At 43.5% G+C, this 16,797-nt stretch carries 15 protein-coding genes; 10 read left to right on the top strand and 5 right to left on the bottom strand.

Annotation, left to right across the window (positions count from 1 at the left end; all coding sequences use genetic code 11):
- Window positions 1-170 precede the first annotated feature (170 nt).
- Together Q0890_RS10675 and Q0890_RS10680 are read right to left on the bottom strand one after the other, a co-directional pair.
- Window positions 171-1,340, bottom strand: coding sequence for a siderophore-interacting protein (locus Q0890_RS10675; RefSeq protein WP_299220579.1), 1,170 nt, complete (start codon window positions 1,338-1,340; stop codon window positions 171-173).
- A gap of 172 nt (window positions 1,341-1,512) precedes the next feature.
- Window positions 1,513-3,678, bottom strand: coding sequence for a heavy metal translocating P-type ATPase (locus tag Q0890_RS10680; RefSeq protein WP_299220581.1), 2,166 nt, complete (start codon window positions 3,676-3,678; stop codon window positions 1,513-1,515).
- 332 nt (window positions 3,679-4,010) lie between these two features.
- Here Q0890_RS10680 and cadR point away from each other — a divergent pair, with 332 nt between their 5' ends.
- On the top strand, window positions 4,011-4,424 hold the full coding sequence (cadR, locus tag Q0890_RS10685; RefSeq protein WP_299220889.1) for a Cd(II)/Pb(II)-responsive transcriptional regulator: 414 nt from the start codon (window positions 4,011-4,013) through the stop codon (window positions 4,422-4,424).
- Window positions 4,425-4,512: 88 nt separating this feature from the next.
- Here cadR and Q0890_RS10690 read toward each other — a convergent pair whose 3' ends face one another.
- On the bottom strand, window positions 4,513-4,992 hold the full coding sequence (locus tag Q0890_RS10690) for a hemerythrin domain-containing protein (RefSeq protein WP_299220583.1): 480 nt from the start codon (window positions 4,990-4,992) through the stop codon (window positions 4,513-4,515).
- Window positions 4,993-5,229: 237 nt separating this feature from the next.
- Window positions 5,230-6,018 (bottom strand): IclR family transcriptional regulator C-terminal domain-containing protein, encoded by a 789-nt coding sequence (locus tag Q0890_RS10695; RefSeq protein WP_299220585.1) that lies wholly within the window; start codon window positions 6,016-6,018, stop codon window positions 5,230-5,232.
- Between the two features lie 882 nt (window positions 6,019-6,900).
- On the opposite strand from Q0890_RS10695, the gene Q0890_RS10700 reads away from it, so the two are divergent.
- From Q0890_RS10700 to Q0890_RS10735, 8 genes are all read left to right on the top strand, one after another.
- The gene (locus Q0890_RS10700) at window positions 6,901-7,680 is read left to right on the top strand and encodes a class II aldolase/adducin family protein (protein ID WP_299220587.1); all 780 of its coding nucleotides are present in this window, start codon (window positions 6,901-6,903) and stop codon (window positions 7,678-7,680) included.
- A gap of 277 nt (window positions 7,681-7,957) precedes the next feature.
- Window positions 7,958-9,166, top strand: coding sequence for a 3-oxoadipyl-CoA thiolase (gene pcaF / locus Q0890_RS10705; protein ID WP_299220589.1), 1,209 nt, complete (start codon window positions 7,958-7,960; stop codon window positions 9,164-9,166).
- 2 nt (window positions 9,167-9,168) lie between these two features.
- On the top strand, window positions 9,169-10,341 hold the full coding sequence (locus tag Q0890_RS10710) for an alpha/beta fold hydrolase (RefSeq protein WP_299220591.1): 1,173 nt from the start codon (window positions 9,169-9,171) through the stop codon (window positions 10,339-10,341).
- Window positions 10,342-10,402: 61 nt separating this feature from the next.
- Window positions 10,403-11,131 carry a protocatechuate 3,4-dioxygenase subunit beta gene (gene pcaH / locus Q0890_RS10715; RefSeq protein ID WP_299220593.1) on the top strand — a complete coding sequence of 243 codons (729 nt, stop codon included), beginning with the start codon at window positions 10,403-10,405 and terminating at the stop codon, window positions 11,129-11,131.
- A gap of 3 nt (window positions 11,132-11,134) precedes the next feature.
- Entirely contained in the window at window positions 11,135-11,758 is a 624-nt protein-coding gene (pcaG, locus tag Q0890_RS10720; protein ID WP_299220595.1) for a protocatechuate 3,4-dioxygenase subunit alpha, read from the top strand.
- 49 nt (window positions 11,759-11,807) lie between these two features.
- On the top strand, window positions 11,808-12,995 hold the full coding sequence (pobA, locus tag Q0890_RS10725) for a 4-hydroxybenzoate 3-monooxygenase (protein ID WP_299220597.1): 1,188 nt from the start codon (window positions 11,808-11,810) through the stop codon (window positions 12,993-12,995).
- 155 nt (window positions 12,996-13,150) lie between these two features.
- Window positions 13,151-13,816, top strand: a complete 666-nt coding sequence (locus Q0890_RS10730) for a 3-oxoacid CoA-transferase subunit A (RefSeq protein ID WP_299220599.1) — start codon at window positions 13,151-13,153, stop codon at window positions 13,814-13,816.
- Window positions 13,817-13,821: 5 nt separating this feature from the next.
- Entirely contained in the window at window positions 13,822-14,481 is a 660-nt protein-coding gene (locus tag Q0890_RS10735; protein WP_299220602.1) for a 3-oxoacid CoA-transferase subunit B, read from the top strand.
- A 210-nt stretch (window positions 14,482-14,691) separates the two neighbouring features.
- Here the strand turns inward: Q0890_RS10735 and Q0890_RS10740 are convergent, their stop codons facing one another.
- The gene (locus Q0890_RS10740) at window positions 14,692-15,072 is read right to left on the bottom strand and encodes a DUF1971 domain-containing protein (protein WP_299220605.1); all 381 of its coding nucleotides are present in this window, start codon (window positions 15,070-15,072) and stop codon (window positions 14,692-14,694) included.
- 228 nt (window positions 15,073-15,300) lie between these two features.
- On the opposite strand from Q0890_RS10740, the gene Q0890_RS10745 reads away from it, so the two are divergent.
- The gene (locus Q0890_RS10745) at window positions 15,301-16,782 is read left to right on the top strand and encodes an MFS transporter (protein ID WP_299220608.1); all 1,482 of its coding nucleotides are present in this window, start codon (window positions 15,301-15,303) and stop codon (window positions 16,780-16,782) included.
- Window positions 16,783-16,797: the final 15 nt, after the last annotated feature.

Below are 16,797 nucleotides of genomic sequence, written 5' to 3' on the forward strand. Positions count from 1 at the left end.
TGATGCATTCTAAATAAAAACAGTCCGTTAATGCAAATGATTTTCATTTTTATTTAAAATGTGTGCATATTGGAAGCGTTTTCTTAGTCTCACGTTATTAGAGTTTCATGAATAAATTCATCGGCAATACAGATAATATCGAGGGTCTGCTGTGTGCGAGATGATAGTGGTTACTGCGCGCGCCAATAGACTTTTATCACCATGTCCTGACGCGATAAGCCAAGTTTTGACTTTAGTTGCTGACGTAATGACTTAATATCTGCCGCTTCAAGCGCGCCCCAAACTTTGTCAATTTTGAAAGAGGATTTCTCTAATTGCTTATCTAATACAGTAACTATTTTTTCAGCGAGATTGGCCGTCGGTGTATTAATAAGGTGACACAAATTATCTTGCAGAAAATGCACATCTTTGCGTAGTTGATTACTAAGATTTAGGTTGTGTAAATAACCAATATCTTCTGGATCGTTAGTAACGGCAATGACAAGGGGAGGCAATGGATTTTGCCAGTTCTCTAATAAATTGGCCACCGTAGGCAAAGAGGTCTCATCACAGATGAGCAAGCACTGGCCATCAGTGAGATGTTCTATTTTCTCTGGATATTCACGTACCGTTTTAATTTGCATGCCGCAATTAAGAGAACGGGCCCAATGACCTCCTACCGTATCGCCATGAATGTAGACATCTATCCAAGCTTGCATAGATGAGTTGCTCAAGTCTTGCCAAGCCTTTCGCAGCGTATAATAGCGCTGTAAAGGCTTATTGCTATCTGTTGACTCGTCTCTTGAGTCAGATAAACCATTGTAATTTAACTCAAATAGATAAGCGTATCCGGGATGAGTGAGTGGTGTATTATCGGGTGCAGCTACTACTAATCGGTACATATTGGGGCTGACGTAGTAACTGTTGATGAGTGTAAAATACTGCTCTTGAAGCTTAATTGTGCGCTTACCAAGCTTATTGGCAGATGTTTGCAATAGCGTTATATATTGTTCTTGTAGCGTCATTGACTCACTGATAGGCGCTGTAAAATCAATAAAGTATTGGTTATTGAAGGTAGTGGTGTTTGCAAAGCTACTGTCATTATCAGTGGTTTTGAGTTGAGTCGCATTCGTATTATTCGGATAACGACTCGTTGTGTCTAATTCTAATAATATCCCATCCGTATATAACTCTTTTATCGATGCAATATCATACTCACTCACTGTCGTGGTAGTAAATGCATTGATAAACATAGCAAGCTCATCTTGATGTTCTTCATTAATATGGTTAATGAACTGATTTTTATCAACAAAAGCTAGTGGTGTCTTACTGGTATTGTTCTGAACAAGTGGTCGAGCCATAAAAGGTAATCCATGCCAAAAATTAAATAATATACATGTTAATGATTATTATTATCAAATGCATTATTGCGTCAATCTATACGCATGTCAATTTATTTATCACCATCAGTGAGCTAGTCTCGTAGCATCATCGGTATTTTTTCTATAAAAATACTTAATATCTAAAAACTTGTTATTTGCCTTGCTCAAGAGGAGAGGCAGCTTTAAAACGCAGTAAACGCAAAGCATTGAGCGTGACCAAAACCGTCGCGCCAGCATCGGCCAGTACCGCAATCCAAAGTCCTGTAATACCAAACACAGTAGTAATCAAGAATATGCCCTTTAGTCCCAGCGCAAACATCACATTTTGATGAATATTGGTCATCGTGGCACGCGATAGTGCAATAAGATTGGCAACGTCCATCACGCGGCTTTTCAACAGCGCAATATCAGCCGTTTCGATAGCCACATCGGTACCACTACCCATGGCGATGCCGACATCTGCTGTTGCTAGCGCTGGTGCATCATTGATACCGTCACCAATCATTGCTATTTGGTTGTTGTCTTTCATCTCGCTTAGCAGACGTAGCTTGTCTTCAGGTAACAGCTCAGCCTTCCACTCTATATCTAACTGACTGGCAAGCGCTTTTGCTGTACGGCTATTGTCACCTGTGAGCATGACAGAGCGCACGTTCATTGTGTTCAGCATTGCTACAGCTTGCTTCGCATCTTCTCGCAGCTCATCACGCAGCGCGATCAATCCAAGCGCCTCTCCGTGTTGCTCATCAAACAAAATCGAAACCGTTTTTCCTTCATTTTGTAGGGTCTCGATTTGCGTTTGCTGCGTCATCGGCAACGTAGTTTTCTCTGCTATGTAGACTGGTGAGCCAATGCTCAAAGAGCGCCCAGTGACTGTAGCATGTACGGCTTTACCCGCAGTAGCAGAAGCATCGGAGACATCAAGGATAGTTACCTGAGCGTCTTTGGCATGATCTACGATAGCTTTAGCAAGAGGATGGCTAGAAGCCGAATCTACGCTTGCAAACAGTGCCAATAGTTTTTCTTGACCTTTAGCATCCGTATGCGCTGTGGTAAAGCCAATAATATCGGTTACCCGTGGCTTGCCTTCGGTTAGCGTACCTGTTTTATCAAAAGCGACGGTACTGACTTGACCAATCAATTCCATGACATTACCGCCTTTGATAAGCAGTCCGTGGCGCGCACCGACTGCCAAACCTGAGGCGATAGCGGCTGGTGTTGAGAGTACCAACGCGCAAGGGCAGGCAATGAGTAATAGTGCTAGACCACGATATAGCCATGTCATCCATTCTGCGCCCAGAAATAGCGGCGGAATGACAATAACCAGCGCAGCAAGTGCCATTACGATAGGCGTATAGTAGCGGCTAAAGGTCTCAATAAAGCGCGCGGTCGGGGCTTTAGATGCTTGCGCCTGCTCTACAAGCTCGATGATACGAGCAATCGTATTATCAGCCGCTGTTTTCTCCACGCGTATGTGTAATACGCCATCGACGTTAATTGAGCCAGCAAAGACATCATCGTTTACGGTCTTAGCAACAGGAACGGACTCACCAGTTACAGGCGATTCATCAAGACTGGACATCCCTTGAATAATGACGCCATCGGCAGAGACTCTATCTCCAGGACGCACCAGCACTTTATCATTTACTTGTAGTGAAGCTGCTGGCACCTGACGCTGTTGACCTTGTGCGTCTAATAAAATGGCAGTCTTTGGTACAAGCGCTGATAACGCTCTAATACCAGCGCGGGCATGATCGGCCGCTACGCTCTCTAACAGCTCACCAACAGAGAACAAAAAGACCACTGCAGCCGCTTCTTCAGCTTCACCAATGATAAGGGCGCCAATGGCCGCGACGGACATGAGCATTTCAATTGAGAAAGGCGAGCCTGTCAGCGTTAATGCAAACGCTTTGCGCGCAAATGGTATGACGCCAATAACGACAGCGGCAATAAAAGCCCATGTGCCATAGGCAGGAAAAACCAATGATAAGACGTAGGCTGCGCTCATCAACAGACCAACACCAATGACCTGTTTGCCCTTTAACGTTTGCCACCAGCGCTGGTCATTTACTGTTGTTTGATGATCATTGATGCCTGCCTCATTTTGTTGGTCGGTTAACTCTGACACACCAAACCCAAGACGCTTGATGGTTTTTTCGATATCTTTGTCTTTGGTTGCCGCATTAGGCGCTAAGGTTAGCGCAAGCTTTTGGGTGGCAAAGTTTAGCTGAACGTCAGAGACACCAGGCATACGGGTTAATGCTGTTTCAATCTTGCCCACACAACTGGCACAGTCCATACCTTCAATATGATATTGCATAATATTTTATCCTCTTATTAAAGGTATTATGAACCCTATAGTGGCTTTAGGGTCAAGGCCTTGATTACTCAATCGGTTTGATTTTTCGCTTATTGAACCTTATAGTTGCTTTATGGTTGGTTGCTTTATGGTTAGTTGCTTTATGGTTTTAATTATTAGGATAACTACAGTTAAAACCGTTTAGAAATGGTGCATCGCGGTTGGGACAAATTTTGCGCAGTCTCTGGAGTGACGAAGTTGCACAGCAAGCAAGGAAAATTTATCCCAATAGCACATGAAACATGTACCGATTTTATCAATGATTGGTCATATTCAAGGAGACAAACATGCTTATCAAAATTGGCGAGCTGGCCAAACGCACAGGAGCAACGGTAGAAACCATTCGCTATTACGAAAAAGAAAATCTATTACCAGAGCCTACGCGCAGTCAAGGGAATTATCGTTTGTACCGTGAGGAGCATATTGAACGTCTGCAATTTATCCTACATTGCCGTACGCTTGATATGACTTTGGAGGAAGTACGAGTTTTGCTGCAGTATTGGGATACGCCTGATAAAAACTGCGGAGAGGTAAATATACTATTAGATGAGCATATCGATGCGGTAGAGAAACGTATGAAAGAGTTGGTGCAACTAAAGCAGCATCTGTTGGATTTGCGGCAAAAATGTGCCAAAGAAGCACCAGCTGAATCATGCGGGATACTACATGCGTTGGCGGACAATTCTTACCATCTTTCTTCAGGCTAGCTCAAATCATAAGGTTGCTATATCTATAAAGGCTAAATCGCTGGTATCAAAATGAATACTATTGCTGGCATGCTCTTTATTTGCTGAATTAACGCTTTTCGTCTAAATGTTTGATGTCGTCCGGGCTGGCGGCGTAGATAGCGTCAAGCTCGTGCTGCGTCAAGTACTCTTCAACAATAGGAAACAGCTCTCGCTCTTCGAAACGTAAATGATCATACAATAGGTTACCAAGTTGTTTGACTTGTCCAACAGTGATTATAGTCTCTTCACAAGTTTGAGTAGTTTGGATTTCCGTCTTCATATTGTTCAACAGTCTATGCTGTTCTTTCATTGTGTTAAGTACAGAGGCAACCTTAGGTTGAGTAGCTTGATGGGGTAGCAAGGCCTTTGTAATTAAATTATCTTCGATACTAAAATGAGCCTGCATGTCATGAATATAAGAAGACAATGCTTGCCAGTGAGCAGTAATTTCTTGCGGGTTATCTGCACACTCTTTAGCATGGCGTCCTATATGCAAACCAAGATGATGCTGGCGGGATAATGGCTGTAATTGAGGGGCGCGTTTCATTCGTAATCTCCAGTTTATGAAGCCGATGTGTTTAGTTGACGACCTATTATAATATGAATGATAACCATTCTCATAATATAACAATTTATAACCTGTTTGACTATTGTCATATGACGTCTATTATTAACCAATACGCGGTTATCACTTAGATAAAATTGATGATTAAGATTGTTACTTTTATATTAAGAATCCCACCATGTCGACAGATAGCCTATCTTCAACATAGTACGTTCTCTCCTAAACATAGTACGTCTGTATTTGTTCAACGCAATCACGCAATGTAGGTAAAAACTCGTTTATCAAAACCTCATGAGAGACTCGTGAAGCATTGGTACTAACGTTAATAGCACCAATCAATTCGTTATTTGATTTATATACAGGCAGTGCAAGCGATCTTAAGCCAGTATCTAACTCTTGATCTACTATGACATATTGATCATTTTTTGCTTGTTGTAAGGTTTTAAGCAGCTGTTTTGGGTCAGTAATGCTATAGGGTGTATGGGAGATAAGCTCAACACTATTAACATAGTCTTTGCGCTGATCGTCAGGAAGATTGGCCAAAATAGCGCGTCCTATTGAGGTATAAGCAGCAGGCAAGCGCGTACCAACGGATATACCAATAGATAATAAGCGATGTTTGGCAGCCGAGCGGGCAATATAAACCACTTCGTCATTATCTAGTACCGCAAAGGAACAAGACTCTCCAGTTATTTCAGTGACGCGCTCTAGATAAAACTGAATAATATCGTGATGATGCATACCATCTAAGTAGCTTGCTCCAATACTCAACGTTTTGGGAGTCAAGCTAAATTGGCGCTTGTCTTTGTGCACATAACCAAGGGCATGTAAGGTTAATAGATAGCGCCTAGCTTTTGCTCTATCTATGTTGGCGCGTTCGGCCACTTCACTTAGAGTCATACTTGAATGACTTTCATCGAACGTTAGTAAGACGCTTAAACCTGCTGCAAGAGAGGCAACAAAATCTGGACTGTCAGAGGATATTTTCTTTTCTTGTTCTTTATACATGATGTTTACTAATTACCAATTAATGATGACTAAAATCAGGAAGTTTAAACGCCCGTTACCAAATTAATCAATCAACCTTTTGTACATACTGACATCAAAAACGAACTTTTGAATCGTTAGTTTGTACAAGCGATGTTAGATGTTGAGCTGGCTATCATAGAAGTTAGAGAACATCATAGCCTTATTCTAAAAGGTATGCTACCGCAAACGAAGTAAGAGCGATCAATAGATTTATATGATAACGATACGATTGGATCATAAATTTATTTTAGTAATAATTTTACTATCCGTTCTGTTTATCATCTAAACTGAGTCCTTCAATTCAATCATTAACACTATCTATTCATTAAACAGTGACCCGTCAAGAGGTGGTCATTATAGCAACGATGGTGTTGCTTAACCCTGTATTAATACACGGTAATCTCAACTAAGTGAGACAAGCTTACCTTATTAACTATCAAGAGGTTGGTTTTGTCATTGGCGCAGGATAAAACGCATAACTAGATTGACAGTAGGCTAAAAACAGGTTAGCTTAATTCACTATACGAACAACTATTCTAATAGAGAACGAATAAAGCTTGTTGCTATCAACGACGGTAAAGCTATGCCTCCATATGGCGAAGATATCTTATTCGCAAATTTAACGTTTGCAAATTCAGCGTTAGCCTATAAAAGTTTGAGACCAGCCATGAAAGAGAGGATAAATTCACCCAAAGTCTGGATGAGTGCCAAACATGTTGTAGACTCAAGTGATATAACAATACAATGATTATGTGGGACAACAAAATCTGCTGACATCAGGCTTTTAATGATTATGATTGCTAAAGAGAGATGCATCGCGCAGTAGTAATGGATGAAAGTTTAGAATAAAAGGAAGTTATCATGAAAGATATTTTTGACACCATAACAACCCCTGCAGGCTATAGTGACGTTGAATGGCAAGCAAGAATAGAGCTGGCATTATGCTATAGGATGGTAGATTACTATGGGTGGACTACCCAAGTTTATAACCATATCTCCTACCGCATTCCTGGTACAGAGCATTTATTGATTAATGCCTTTGGACTGCTATATAGTGAAATTACCCCCTCAAATCTAGTGAAAATAGACTTTGAGGGCAATAAAATTGATGATTCACCGTACCCGATTAACAAAGCAGGTAACGTGATACATACTGCATTGCATAAAGGCCGACCTGATATCCATTGTGTGATGCATACGCACAGTACAGATGTGCAAGCAGTAAGTGCTTTAGAGTGTGGATTTATCCCTTTGTTTCAAGAAGCTTATATGTTCCACGATCGCATCGGTTATCATCCTTTTGAAGGAATTGTATTAGATGCTACGGAACAAGAAAGGCTGGTGCGCTCAATCGGAGCAAAAAATCATACGCTGATGCTGAATAACCACGGCGTTATTACCACAGGACCCGATGTAGCGTGGGCATTTATGCGCATGTACCAAATGATTCAGGGGTGCCAAGTTCAACTAAAAGCCATGGCGTCTGGTGGCAAGTTGCTACAAGCCAGTGATGAGGCGATGAGTAAGACAAGAGAGCAGTTTGAAGGCGGTGATGCACAAGCGGGTGCCCAAGTTAGACTGCCTGAATGGCCTGCTTATTATCGATTGATGAATCGCATTGATCCCAACTGGATTAGATAGTAAAGCTATGGTAGTAATCTCATAGCAAAAAATGATGAGTACATATGGATGGTATAGTAATAGTCGATATATCGGCCCACTTGTCTATATATATCCTATAAAATAAAAGACCTACGATAATTCGTGGGTCTTTTTACTATTAAAAAAGTAGTCAACTATATTGACAGAGTCCTAAAAAAAGTATAAGTTAATTCACAATACGAACAATAATTCTTATATAGAACAAAAGTTATTCGTAATTAAATGGTATTGATAATATCTCTAGGGAGAGAGGAAAATGACAGCAGTCTATATATGTCATCCAAAGCGTTCAGCGGTCGGTCGTTATGGTGGCTCTTTAGCGGATATTCGTCCTGATGACTTGCTAGCTCAAGTGATAAAGGCTGTATTGGCTGATGCCCCTGAGTTCGATCATAGTATGATTGACGATGTGTTCATGGGCTGTGCCAACCAAAGCGGTGAGGACAACCGCAACGTCGCTCGCATGAGCAGCTTGCTATCAGGCTTAACAGAGCAGGTACCCGCTACCACTATCAACCGACTATGTGGTTCAGGCTTGGACGCTGTCGGTACAGCTTTTCGTGCGATTGTTAGTGGTGAGATGGAGTTGGCAATAGCTGGCGGCGTTGAATCGATGACGCGCGCTCCCTTCGTAATGGGCAAGCCAGAAAAAGCCTATGACCGTAGTCAAAAGCTGCAAGATACCACCATGGGCTGGCGCTTTATTAACAAAAATCTTGATGCTTTATATGGTACAGAGGCCATGCCACGCACAGCTGAGAACTTGGCTGACAAATATCATATTTCGCGCGAAGATCAAGATGCTTTTGCAGTATGGTCACAGCAGAAAGCTGCACAAGCACAAAATGACGGTCGCTTGCCCGCTGAGATTACGCCGATCACCATCGAAAAACGCAAACAATCCGCCCTTATTGTCGATACAGATGAGCACCCAAGACCCAATACTGATATAGCAGCATTAAGCAAATTACGTCCAATATATGAAAACGGCACGATTACCGCTGGTAATGCGTCCGGCATCAACGATGGGGCAGCCGCTATGCTAGTGGCTAGTGAAGCTGCCGTAAAAAAATATGGCTTAACCCCAGTCGCCAAAATCGAAGGTATGGCTACAGCAGGCGTGTTACCAACCATCATGGGTATTGGTCCTGTGCCTGCCACTCAGAAGTTGTTAAAACGTTTAAACCTCAGCTTGGATGACATCGACGTCATAGAGCTTAATGAAGCTTTCGCAGCGCAGGCCCTCGCTTGCTCTCGTGAGTTGGGATTAGAAGATCGTGATGAGCGTATTAATCCTAGAGGCGGCGCTATTGCTTTAGGTCATCCACTAGGCGCATCAGGCTCTCGTATTCTAATTTCAGCTATCCATGAATTACAACATACTAATAAAGATAAAGCGCTTTGCACGATGTGCATTGGCGTCGGGCAGGGTATTGCCCTAGTCATTTCACGAGTAGGAGAATAACGATGGCCTTTTTAGCGACCGACGCTCACCTTATAGCTTATCAAGACAGTGGTGAGACCTATCTGCCTGCGTTATTTATGGCGCATCCTTTGGGAATGAGCCGTGATGTTTGGGATACAGTATGTGATCAACTGCATGGTCATTACCGCTGCATTCGTTGGGATTTACCAGGTCATGGCAGCAGTGGTGTCGCAGCAGAAACCTTATCCGCAGAGCTGCTTGCTTATGATGTGTTGGCTTTAGCGGATACCCTAGAGGTGGCCAGTTTTGATTTTATTGGGACTTCAATTGGCGGGGTCATTGGACAAAGCTTATGCCAGCTTGCACCGCAGCGATTAGAACAAGTGTGGCTTACCAATACAGGAGCTGTCATCGGTACCAAGGCGGGCTGGGCTGAGCGCGCTGAAAATGTGCGTCGTTTGGGTTTGACTGCCATGGCAGAGACGATTGTGCCGCGTTGGTTTTCACCCAGTTATACCCAGCAAAACCCGGCGGTGATACAAGGCTGGCAAGTGCAACTGTCACGTAGCGATGCTGAGAGCTACGCCAAGCTTTGCGAGGTTCTAGCAGAAGTTGATAATCGCGGTAAGTTGAGCGGCTATACAGATAGTGTGGCGTTGATAGCTGGCGGTGACGACGTCTCTACGCCTATCGAAGCGTTAGAATCTCTCAAAACTGAATTTACTGCTGCAAGCTTAAGTGTATTTTCAGGGGTCGGTCATGTGCTATCTATTGAAGCATCCGATTTATTGGTCGAACATATACAAGCTAAGGCTGGTCGAGAGACTGTCGGGCAGACTGGTGTCAGCTACGAGCAAGGACTGATGCAGCGTAAGCGCATTTTAGGAGAAGCTCATGTTGAGAGAGCCTCTAAAAACGCAACGACGTTAGACAGCCCGTTTCAGCAATTTATCACGCGTAACGCTTGGGGTGAGCTTTGGGGCGATCCATCTTTAACGATACAACAGCGCAGTATGATTACGACTGCAATATTGGCGGCGCTTGGCCGCGATGGAGAGCTGGGGTTGCATTTACGTACCGCTAAGCGTTTAGGTATCGATGAGGCTCAATTAAGGCAAGTATTGATGCATGTCTCAATTTATGCTGGCGTCCCTGCGGCCAACCATGCTTTTGCCTTAGCAAAAGACAATGGTTGGGGCACGACCATTTTATAAAGTCACAGCCGTCAATACTATTGCTTATAAAATTTTATAGATAAGAGTGGAGAAAATCAAAATGAGTCAAAAGTATCCTTATTTTCTGGCGCGTGATCGAGCATGGCAACCGGCGCAATATACTCCAGGTTATAAAACTTCTATCACACGTTCGCCAAAACAAGCCTTGGTTAGCATTCAAAATGCCAGTCCATCTGAGCGCAGTGGGCCAGTATTTGACGGTTTAGAAATTGGTCAATACGACAATGATTTGCTCATGAATTTTCGTACAGAAGGCACGCAAGCTGGTCTGCCCATCGGTGAGCGTATCATTATGCATGGCCGTGTTATCGATCAATTTGGTAAGCCAGTCGCCAATACGCTAGTTGAGATGTGGCAAGCCAACTCTGGAGGTCGCTATCGCCATAAAAAAGATAACTACCTAGCACCGCTTGATCCAAACTTTGGCGGGGTAGGTCGTTGTATGACTGATGCTGATGGCCGCTATCGTTTTCGCACGGTACGTCCAGGGCCTTATCCATGGCCAAATGGCATCAATACTTGGCGCCCTGCCCATATTCACGTCTCAGTTATGGGGCCGTCGATCTCAACACGGTTGATCACACAAATGTATTTTGAAGGTGATCCATTAATCCCTTTGTGTCCCATTGTTCAGGTATTAAAAGACCCAGAGGCAGTGGAAACTATGGTTGCACGTTTGGATATGGCGATGAGTAAGCCTATGGATTGCTTGGCCTATCGTTTTGACGTTGTCGTTCGTGGCGCCTTGCAAACCTACTTTGAGGAGTAACAAATGTACAGTCAATATAAACTACAAGATGACACAGGTATATTGCGCGAAACGGCCTCACAAACATCGGGTCCTTTTGTGCATATCGGTTTGGCCTTAGAGATCGCTGGGTTTGCATCGCGAGAAGACGAGATTTGGCAGGATTTAGCCAAAGAAGGGGCTGAGGGTGAGCATATTGAATTGGTTGGCCGAGTCTATGATGGCAATGGTGAGCTGGTGCATGATGCTTTGATTGAGATGTGGCAAGCCGATAGCCATGGCAATTATATCGCTAATTTTAACAATAAAAAACCCTTTAGTGGCTTTGGGCGCAGCGCTTGCGCCATAGATGGAGACTTTCATTTCAACACCATCAAGCCTGGATCAGTAGATTTTGATGGTAAGCTGATGGCCCCGCACGTCAATATCGCCGTGTTTGCACGAGGTATCAATTTGCACCTACAAACCAGAGCTTATTTTGAAGATGAGCAGGCGCATAATGATAACTGTCCAATCTTAAACGCGGTACCTTCATTAGCGCGTCGCAATACACTAATAGCGGTAAAAGAAGCGGGTAATAATCAGCCACGCTATCGTTTTGATATCTACTTGCAAGGTGATAACGAAACCGTGTTCTTTGATTTTTAAGTTGGGTATTTCAAAGAACCATATCTAATTAGACAATGAGAGGGAATTCATGACTAAAACAAAAGTAGCTATCATCGGGGCAGGTCCATCCGGGTTATTACTTGGTCAGTTATTGACGAAAGCTGGGATTGATAATGTTATTTTAGAACGAAAGTCAGGAGAATACGTACTAAGTCGTATTCGTGCAGGCGTCTTAGAACAAGGTACTGTAGATTTGATCCGCGAATCTGGTGCTGGCGCTCGCATGGATGCAGATGGCTTAATTCATACGGGAACTGATTTTAGTTTCCAAGGAGAGCATTATCACCTAGACCTAGAGAAGTATAGCGGCGGCAAACAGGTCGTCGTTTATGGTCAAACCGAAGTCACACGCGATTTGATGGCAGAGCGTAAAAAGGCTGGGGACGTCACTATTTATGAAGCTGCTAACGTACAGTTGCATGATATTGAATCAGACAATCCGTACGTAACTTATGAGCATCAAGATGAAAATCTGCGTCTAGACTGTGATTATGTTGCTGGTTGTGACGGTTTTCATGGAGTGTCTAGAAAGTCTATCCCAAAAACTGAGCTAGAAGAGTATGAGAAAGTCTATCCATTTGGGTGGTTGGGCTTAATGAGTGATACACCGCCTGTCAACGATGAGCTGGTTTACTGTGCTCATGAGCGCGGTTTTGCCTTATGCTCGATGCGCTCTGCCACCCGCAGTCGTTATTATCTTCAAGTTCCGAACACAGACACGATTGAGGACTGGAGTGAAGAGAAATTTTGGGAAGAGTTAAAGCGCCGTATTCCAAAAGAGATGGCCGAGCGTTTAGTGACAGGGCCAGCCTTGGAGATGAGTATTGCTCCGCTACGCTCTTATGTGTGTGAAACCATGCAATACGGCAAGTTGTTTTTATTGGGCGACTCAGCACATATCGTCCCGCCCACCGGCGCTAAAGGTCTTAACTTAGCGGCCAGCGATGTAGAAACGGCTTACCGCTTGTTTGTCAAAATATACCAAGAAGGCCGTACAGATTTAATTCCACGTTACCAAGAGGTGTGTCTAGCCCGAGTATGGAAGTCAGTCCGCTTTTCTTGGTGGATGACCATGCTATTGCATCGTTTTCCAAGCTCTAGCCGCTTTGATTTTCGCGTACAGCAAGCTGAGTTTGACTATTTTATTAATTCAGAAGCGGGTAAGAGCAATATCGCTGAAAATTATGTTGGATTGTCCCTAGAAAAATTAGAGTAAGGGCTTAAGGGCTAAGGTTTAGCACCGACCTACCTTAAAAACAACAATGACAACCTGCTGATTTGTTTACCATATAACGGGCTTTCCATTAAGACAGCTCATAACGTTAGACAGACATATTTGCAGGTATAAGCACTTTTTTATAGGATGACTCAATGTTAAATAAGGTGACAGAATCTGCGGCTCAAGCTATGAGCAATATAACGGATGGCGCCACTATCTTAATAGGTGGTTTTGGTCTGGCAGGACAACCGGCAGAATTAATCGATGCATTAATTGAGCGCAATGCTAGAGATCTCACGATCGTTAGTAATAATGCTGGCAATGGTGAAACAGGACTGGCTTTATTATTAAAATCAGGCTGTGTACGGAAGATTATTTGCTCGTTTCCGCGCCAGCACGATTCTTATATTTTTGATGACTTATACCGTGCAGGCAAGATTGAGCTTGAGGTTGTGCCACAAGGGACACTAGCGGCTCGCATGCAAGCAGGAGGCAGTGGGCTTGGGGCTATTTATACGCCAACCGCCTATGGCACGCTACTCGCTGAGGGTAAAGAGACTCGTACCATCGATGGCATCGACTATGTATTAGAGTATCCTATTAAAGCGGATTTCGCTCTGATTAAGGCCTTTCAAGGAGATCGTTGGGGCAACTTAACTTATCGCAAAGCGGCCCGCAACTTTGGCCCTATTATGGCTGCAGCCTCTAAGCATACGATCGCCCAAGTCAGTGAAGTGGTAGATTTGGGGGTTTTAGATCCTGAACATATTGTCACCCCTGGTATTTTCGTCCATGAAGTCGTACATGTGGGAGCATAAACATAATGAATAATTATACACCATGGTCGGTCGATGAGATCGCAAGGTACGTCGCCCAAGATATTCAAGAAGGGATGTACGTCAATTTGGGTATTGGTCAACCCACCAAGGTTGCAGATTTTTTGCCGGACGATAAAGACATCTTTTTGCACAGTGAAAATGGGGTGTTGGGTATGGGTCCTGAGCCAACTGTAGGGGAGGAGGATGGCGACTTGATCAATGCTGGTAAGCAATATATTACCTTATTGAAAGGCGGCAGTTATTTTCATCATGGCGATTCTTTTACCATGATTCGAGGAGGGCACATCGATTTATGCGTCCTAGGGGCCTTTGAAGTGGCAGAAAATGGCGATATTGCTAATTGGTTTTTAGGCCGCCCTAAAGATATTCCTGCCGTTGGTGGCGCGATGGATTTAGCGGTAGGGGCTAAAAAAGTGTATGTGATGATGGATCATGTCAACAGAAATGGCGCGCCCAAAATTGTCGAAAAACTCAAACTGCCTATCACCGGTAAAAAGTGCGTTAATCGAATTTATACAGATTTAGCAGTAATTGATGTGACTGATCAAGGCTTGAAAGTCCGTAAAATGGTTGATGGCTTAACGTTTACTGAGCTACAGACCAAGACAGGTGCCAAGCTAATTGATAACACTCAATCAATCTAAATAACTACCCGTCAAGACAGGATTCTATGATACAAACAATTTAATAAGAAAGAAAATACTACAATAAGTTGAAGCCTCAAAGCGTAGTACGAGTAGGGACATCTTGAGATATAAATAGTTTTGCTGACGCAATAGCGTTTTTCATGTCTGTATCATGAAAAACGCTTGTTAGTGTGACTTGTCTCTCACAGTTTTATTTTGCGGCTTTGGTTAATTGGGCTTATCAAACAGCTTTTCAATTGGTTTGCTATGAATGGTGGAGCTGTTGAATAGAGATTTGCCCTTAGTGTCGTCCTCTGTCCAAAAGTTAATATTAAACTGCGCATCATCGCTTAGCTCAACCCGGTGCCAATACTGCGGCGGGCTAACGGCAAACTCTCCTGCGCGAATGATAATGGTCTGCTCAGGCTCAGTGGCGGCTTCGTTAGCGAAGCCATAAAAAGTCACCACACCTTGCATCACACAAATCTGACCATATACGCCCTCAGCAGTATTGTGATGCGTGAGCAGAGCTTTAGGCACTTTATCTTTGGTAAAGAAATGCGTAGAGCGTTTTATTTTCCAGTGGCTGGGAATGACTTGCTGATTCATAGTGACTCCTTAATAAGTTATCAGTATTTTACATATTGAATAATTATCATTTACCTCATTATAGCTTAAAGATGAATGAATAAAGTCCTCCTTTAGTAGTACTAGTCGTAGTCTTAAACGCATAAAATATACTGCTTTTGCTCAATAGGTATGCTCGCTTTTTATTGCTAATTTATCTCCATCACAATTATTTAAAACTATCGAGTTTTATGGCGGAGGATATGAGTTATGCATGCAAAAGAGCTGCTTGAGATGGAACGCCGTGAAATAAGGGCACTGCATTATACGTGGATTGCTTTTTTTCTAACCTTTTATGTTTGGTTTAATATGGCTCCGCTAGCCACCTCTATGCTAGCGACTGAGAGCTACTTGACCCCTGATCATATTAAGCTATTTTTAATTGCCAACGTGGCTTTGACTATTCCTGGTCGCGTCATTGTCGGCATGGCACTAGACCGTTTTGGTCCTCGGCGAGTATTCTCCATACTCATGGTCGTAATGGCAATACCGACTTGGTTCTTTGCCTTTGGTACGTCCGCCATGCAATTGTTTGTAGCGCGACTATTTATGTCGATTGTTGGTGCAGGCTTTGTGGTCGGTATTCATATGACCGCGCTTTGGTTTAAGCCCAAAGACATTGGTTTTGCTGAAGGGTTTTATGCTGGTTGGGGCAACTTTGGTTCAGCGGCGGCCGCGATTACTATTCCAACGGTGGCGCTACAGTTTTTTGGCGGCGATGATGGATGGCGCTGGGCGATCGCTTTATCAGGTCTGCTGATGGCAATATACGGGGTGGCGTATTGGTTTTTGATTACTGATGGTCCAAGCGTTGATACCCATCAAAAATCACGTAAGGCGGGTGCATTAGAGGTCTCTACTTGGGCAGATTTGCTGCTTTATTGTTTGTTTATTATCCCTTTATATGGCGTGTTATCACTCCTGGTCTATCGTACACAAGGAATGGGGTTTTTAAGTGACACAAATGCTTGGATACTCTACGGCGTTATTGCGCTGATGGTGGTTTATCAGATATATAAAGCCATCAGCGTCAATGCGCCTATGATTAAAGCCGGTATTCCTGAAGATGACAAATACCCATTTACTTCTGTTGCGGCGCTTAACGTGACCTACTTTGCCAACTTTGGGGCTGAGCTTGCGGTAGTCTCCATGCTACCGATGTTCTTTGCGGCGACTTGGACACTTGATCCGACGGTTGCAGGTTTGGTTGCCTCAACCTTTGCCTTTGTGAACTTATGGGCGCGGCCGCTTGGTGGCTATATCTCTGACAAAGTCGGTAACCGCCGGCTAGTGATGCTGATTTATATGTTTGGAATAGGCATTGGCTTTGGGTTGATGGGACTACTCAATGCTCAGTGGCCGTTATTTATTGCGGTGGTGTTTACTATTTTATGCTCCGTATTTGTACAAGGCGCAGAGGGCGCAACCTTTGGGGTTATTCCTTCTATCAAGCGCCGCCTGACCGGTCAGATATCAGGTTTGGCAGGTGCTTATGGTAATGTGGGCGCGGTATTTTATTTGTTTGTATTCACTCTAGTGGAACCTAGCCAGTTTTTCTTTATCATCGCAGTTGGCGCCTTTATTGCTTGGGTGCTGTGTTTCTTTTGGCTAAAAGAACCTAAAGACGCCTTTGGTGATGAGTATCAAATGTCATCGGTGGATCGTCAGATTGCAGCTGAAGCTAACGGCTAAAATCATTTTTTTATC

It is taken from the genome of uncultured Psychrobacter sp., assembly GCF_947488565.1.
Lineage (GTDB): Bacteria > Pseudomonadota > Gammaproteobacteria > Pseudomonadales > Moraxellaceae > Psychrobacter > Psychrobacter saeujeotis.

Excerpts from the sequence above, each read along its gene's own strand:
- pobA (WP_299220597.1), top strand. The coding sequence starts at position 11,808 with ATGACTAAAACAAAAGTAGCTATCATCGGGGCAGGTCCATCCGGGTTA.
- Q0890_RS10710 (WP_299220591.1), top strand. The coding sequence starts at position 9,169 with ATGGCCTTTTTAGCGACCGACGCTCACCTTATAGCTTATCAAGACAGT.
- Q0890_RS10735 (WP_299220602.1), top strand. The coding sequence starts at position 13,822 with ATGAATAATTATACACCATGGTCGGTCGATGAGATCGCAAGGTACGTC.
- Q0890_RS10695 (WP_299220585.1), bottom strand. The coding sequence starts at position 6,018 with ATGTATAAAGAACAAGAAAAGAAAATATCCTCTGACAGTCCAGATTTT.
- Q0890_RS10745 (WP_299220608.1), top strand. The coding sequence starts at position 15,301 with ATGCATGCAAAAGAGCTGCTTGAGATGGAACGCCGTGAAATAAGGGCA.
- Q0890_RS10680 (WP_299220581.1), bottom strand. The coding sequence starts at position 3,678 with ATGCAATATCATATTGAAGGTATGGACTGTGCCAGTTGTGTGGGCAAG.
- pcaG (WP_299220595.1), top strand. The coding sequence starts at position 11,135 with ATGTACAGTCAATATAAACTACAAGATGACACAGGTATATTGCGCGAA.
- Q0890_RS10700 (WP_299220587.1), top strand. The coding sequence starts at position 6,901 with ATGAAAGATATTTTTGACACCATAACAACCCCTGCAGGCTATAGTGAC.
- pcaH (WP_299220593.1), top strand. The coding sequence starts at position 10,403 with ATGAGTCAAAAGTATCCTTATTTTCTGGCGCGTGATCGAGCATGGCAA.
- Q0890_RS10740 (WP_299220605.1), bottom strand. The coding sequence starts at position 15,072 with ATGAATCAGCAAGTCATTCCCAGCCACTGGAAAATAAAACGCTCTACG.
- pcaF (WP_299220589.1), top strand. The coding sequence starts at position 7,958 with ATGACAGCAGTCTATATATGTCATCCAAAGCGTTCAGCGGTCGGTCGT.
- Q0890_RS10730 (WP_299220599.1), top strand. The coding sequence starts at position 13,151 with ATGTTAAATAAGGTGACAGAATCTGCGGCTCAAGCTATGAGCAATATA.
- Q0890_RS10690 (WP_299220583.1), bottom strand. The coding sequence starts at position 4,992 with ATGAAACGCGCCCCTCAATTACAGCCATTATCCCGCCAGCATCATCTT.
- Q0890_RS10675 (WP_299220579.1), bottom strand. The coding sequence starts at position 1,340 with ATGGCTCGACCACTTGTTCAGAACAATACCAGTAAGACACCACTAGCT.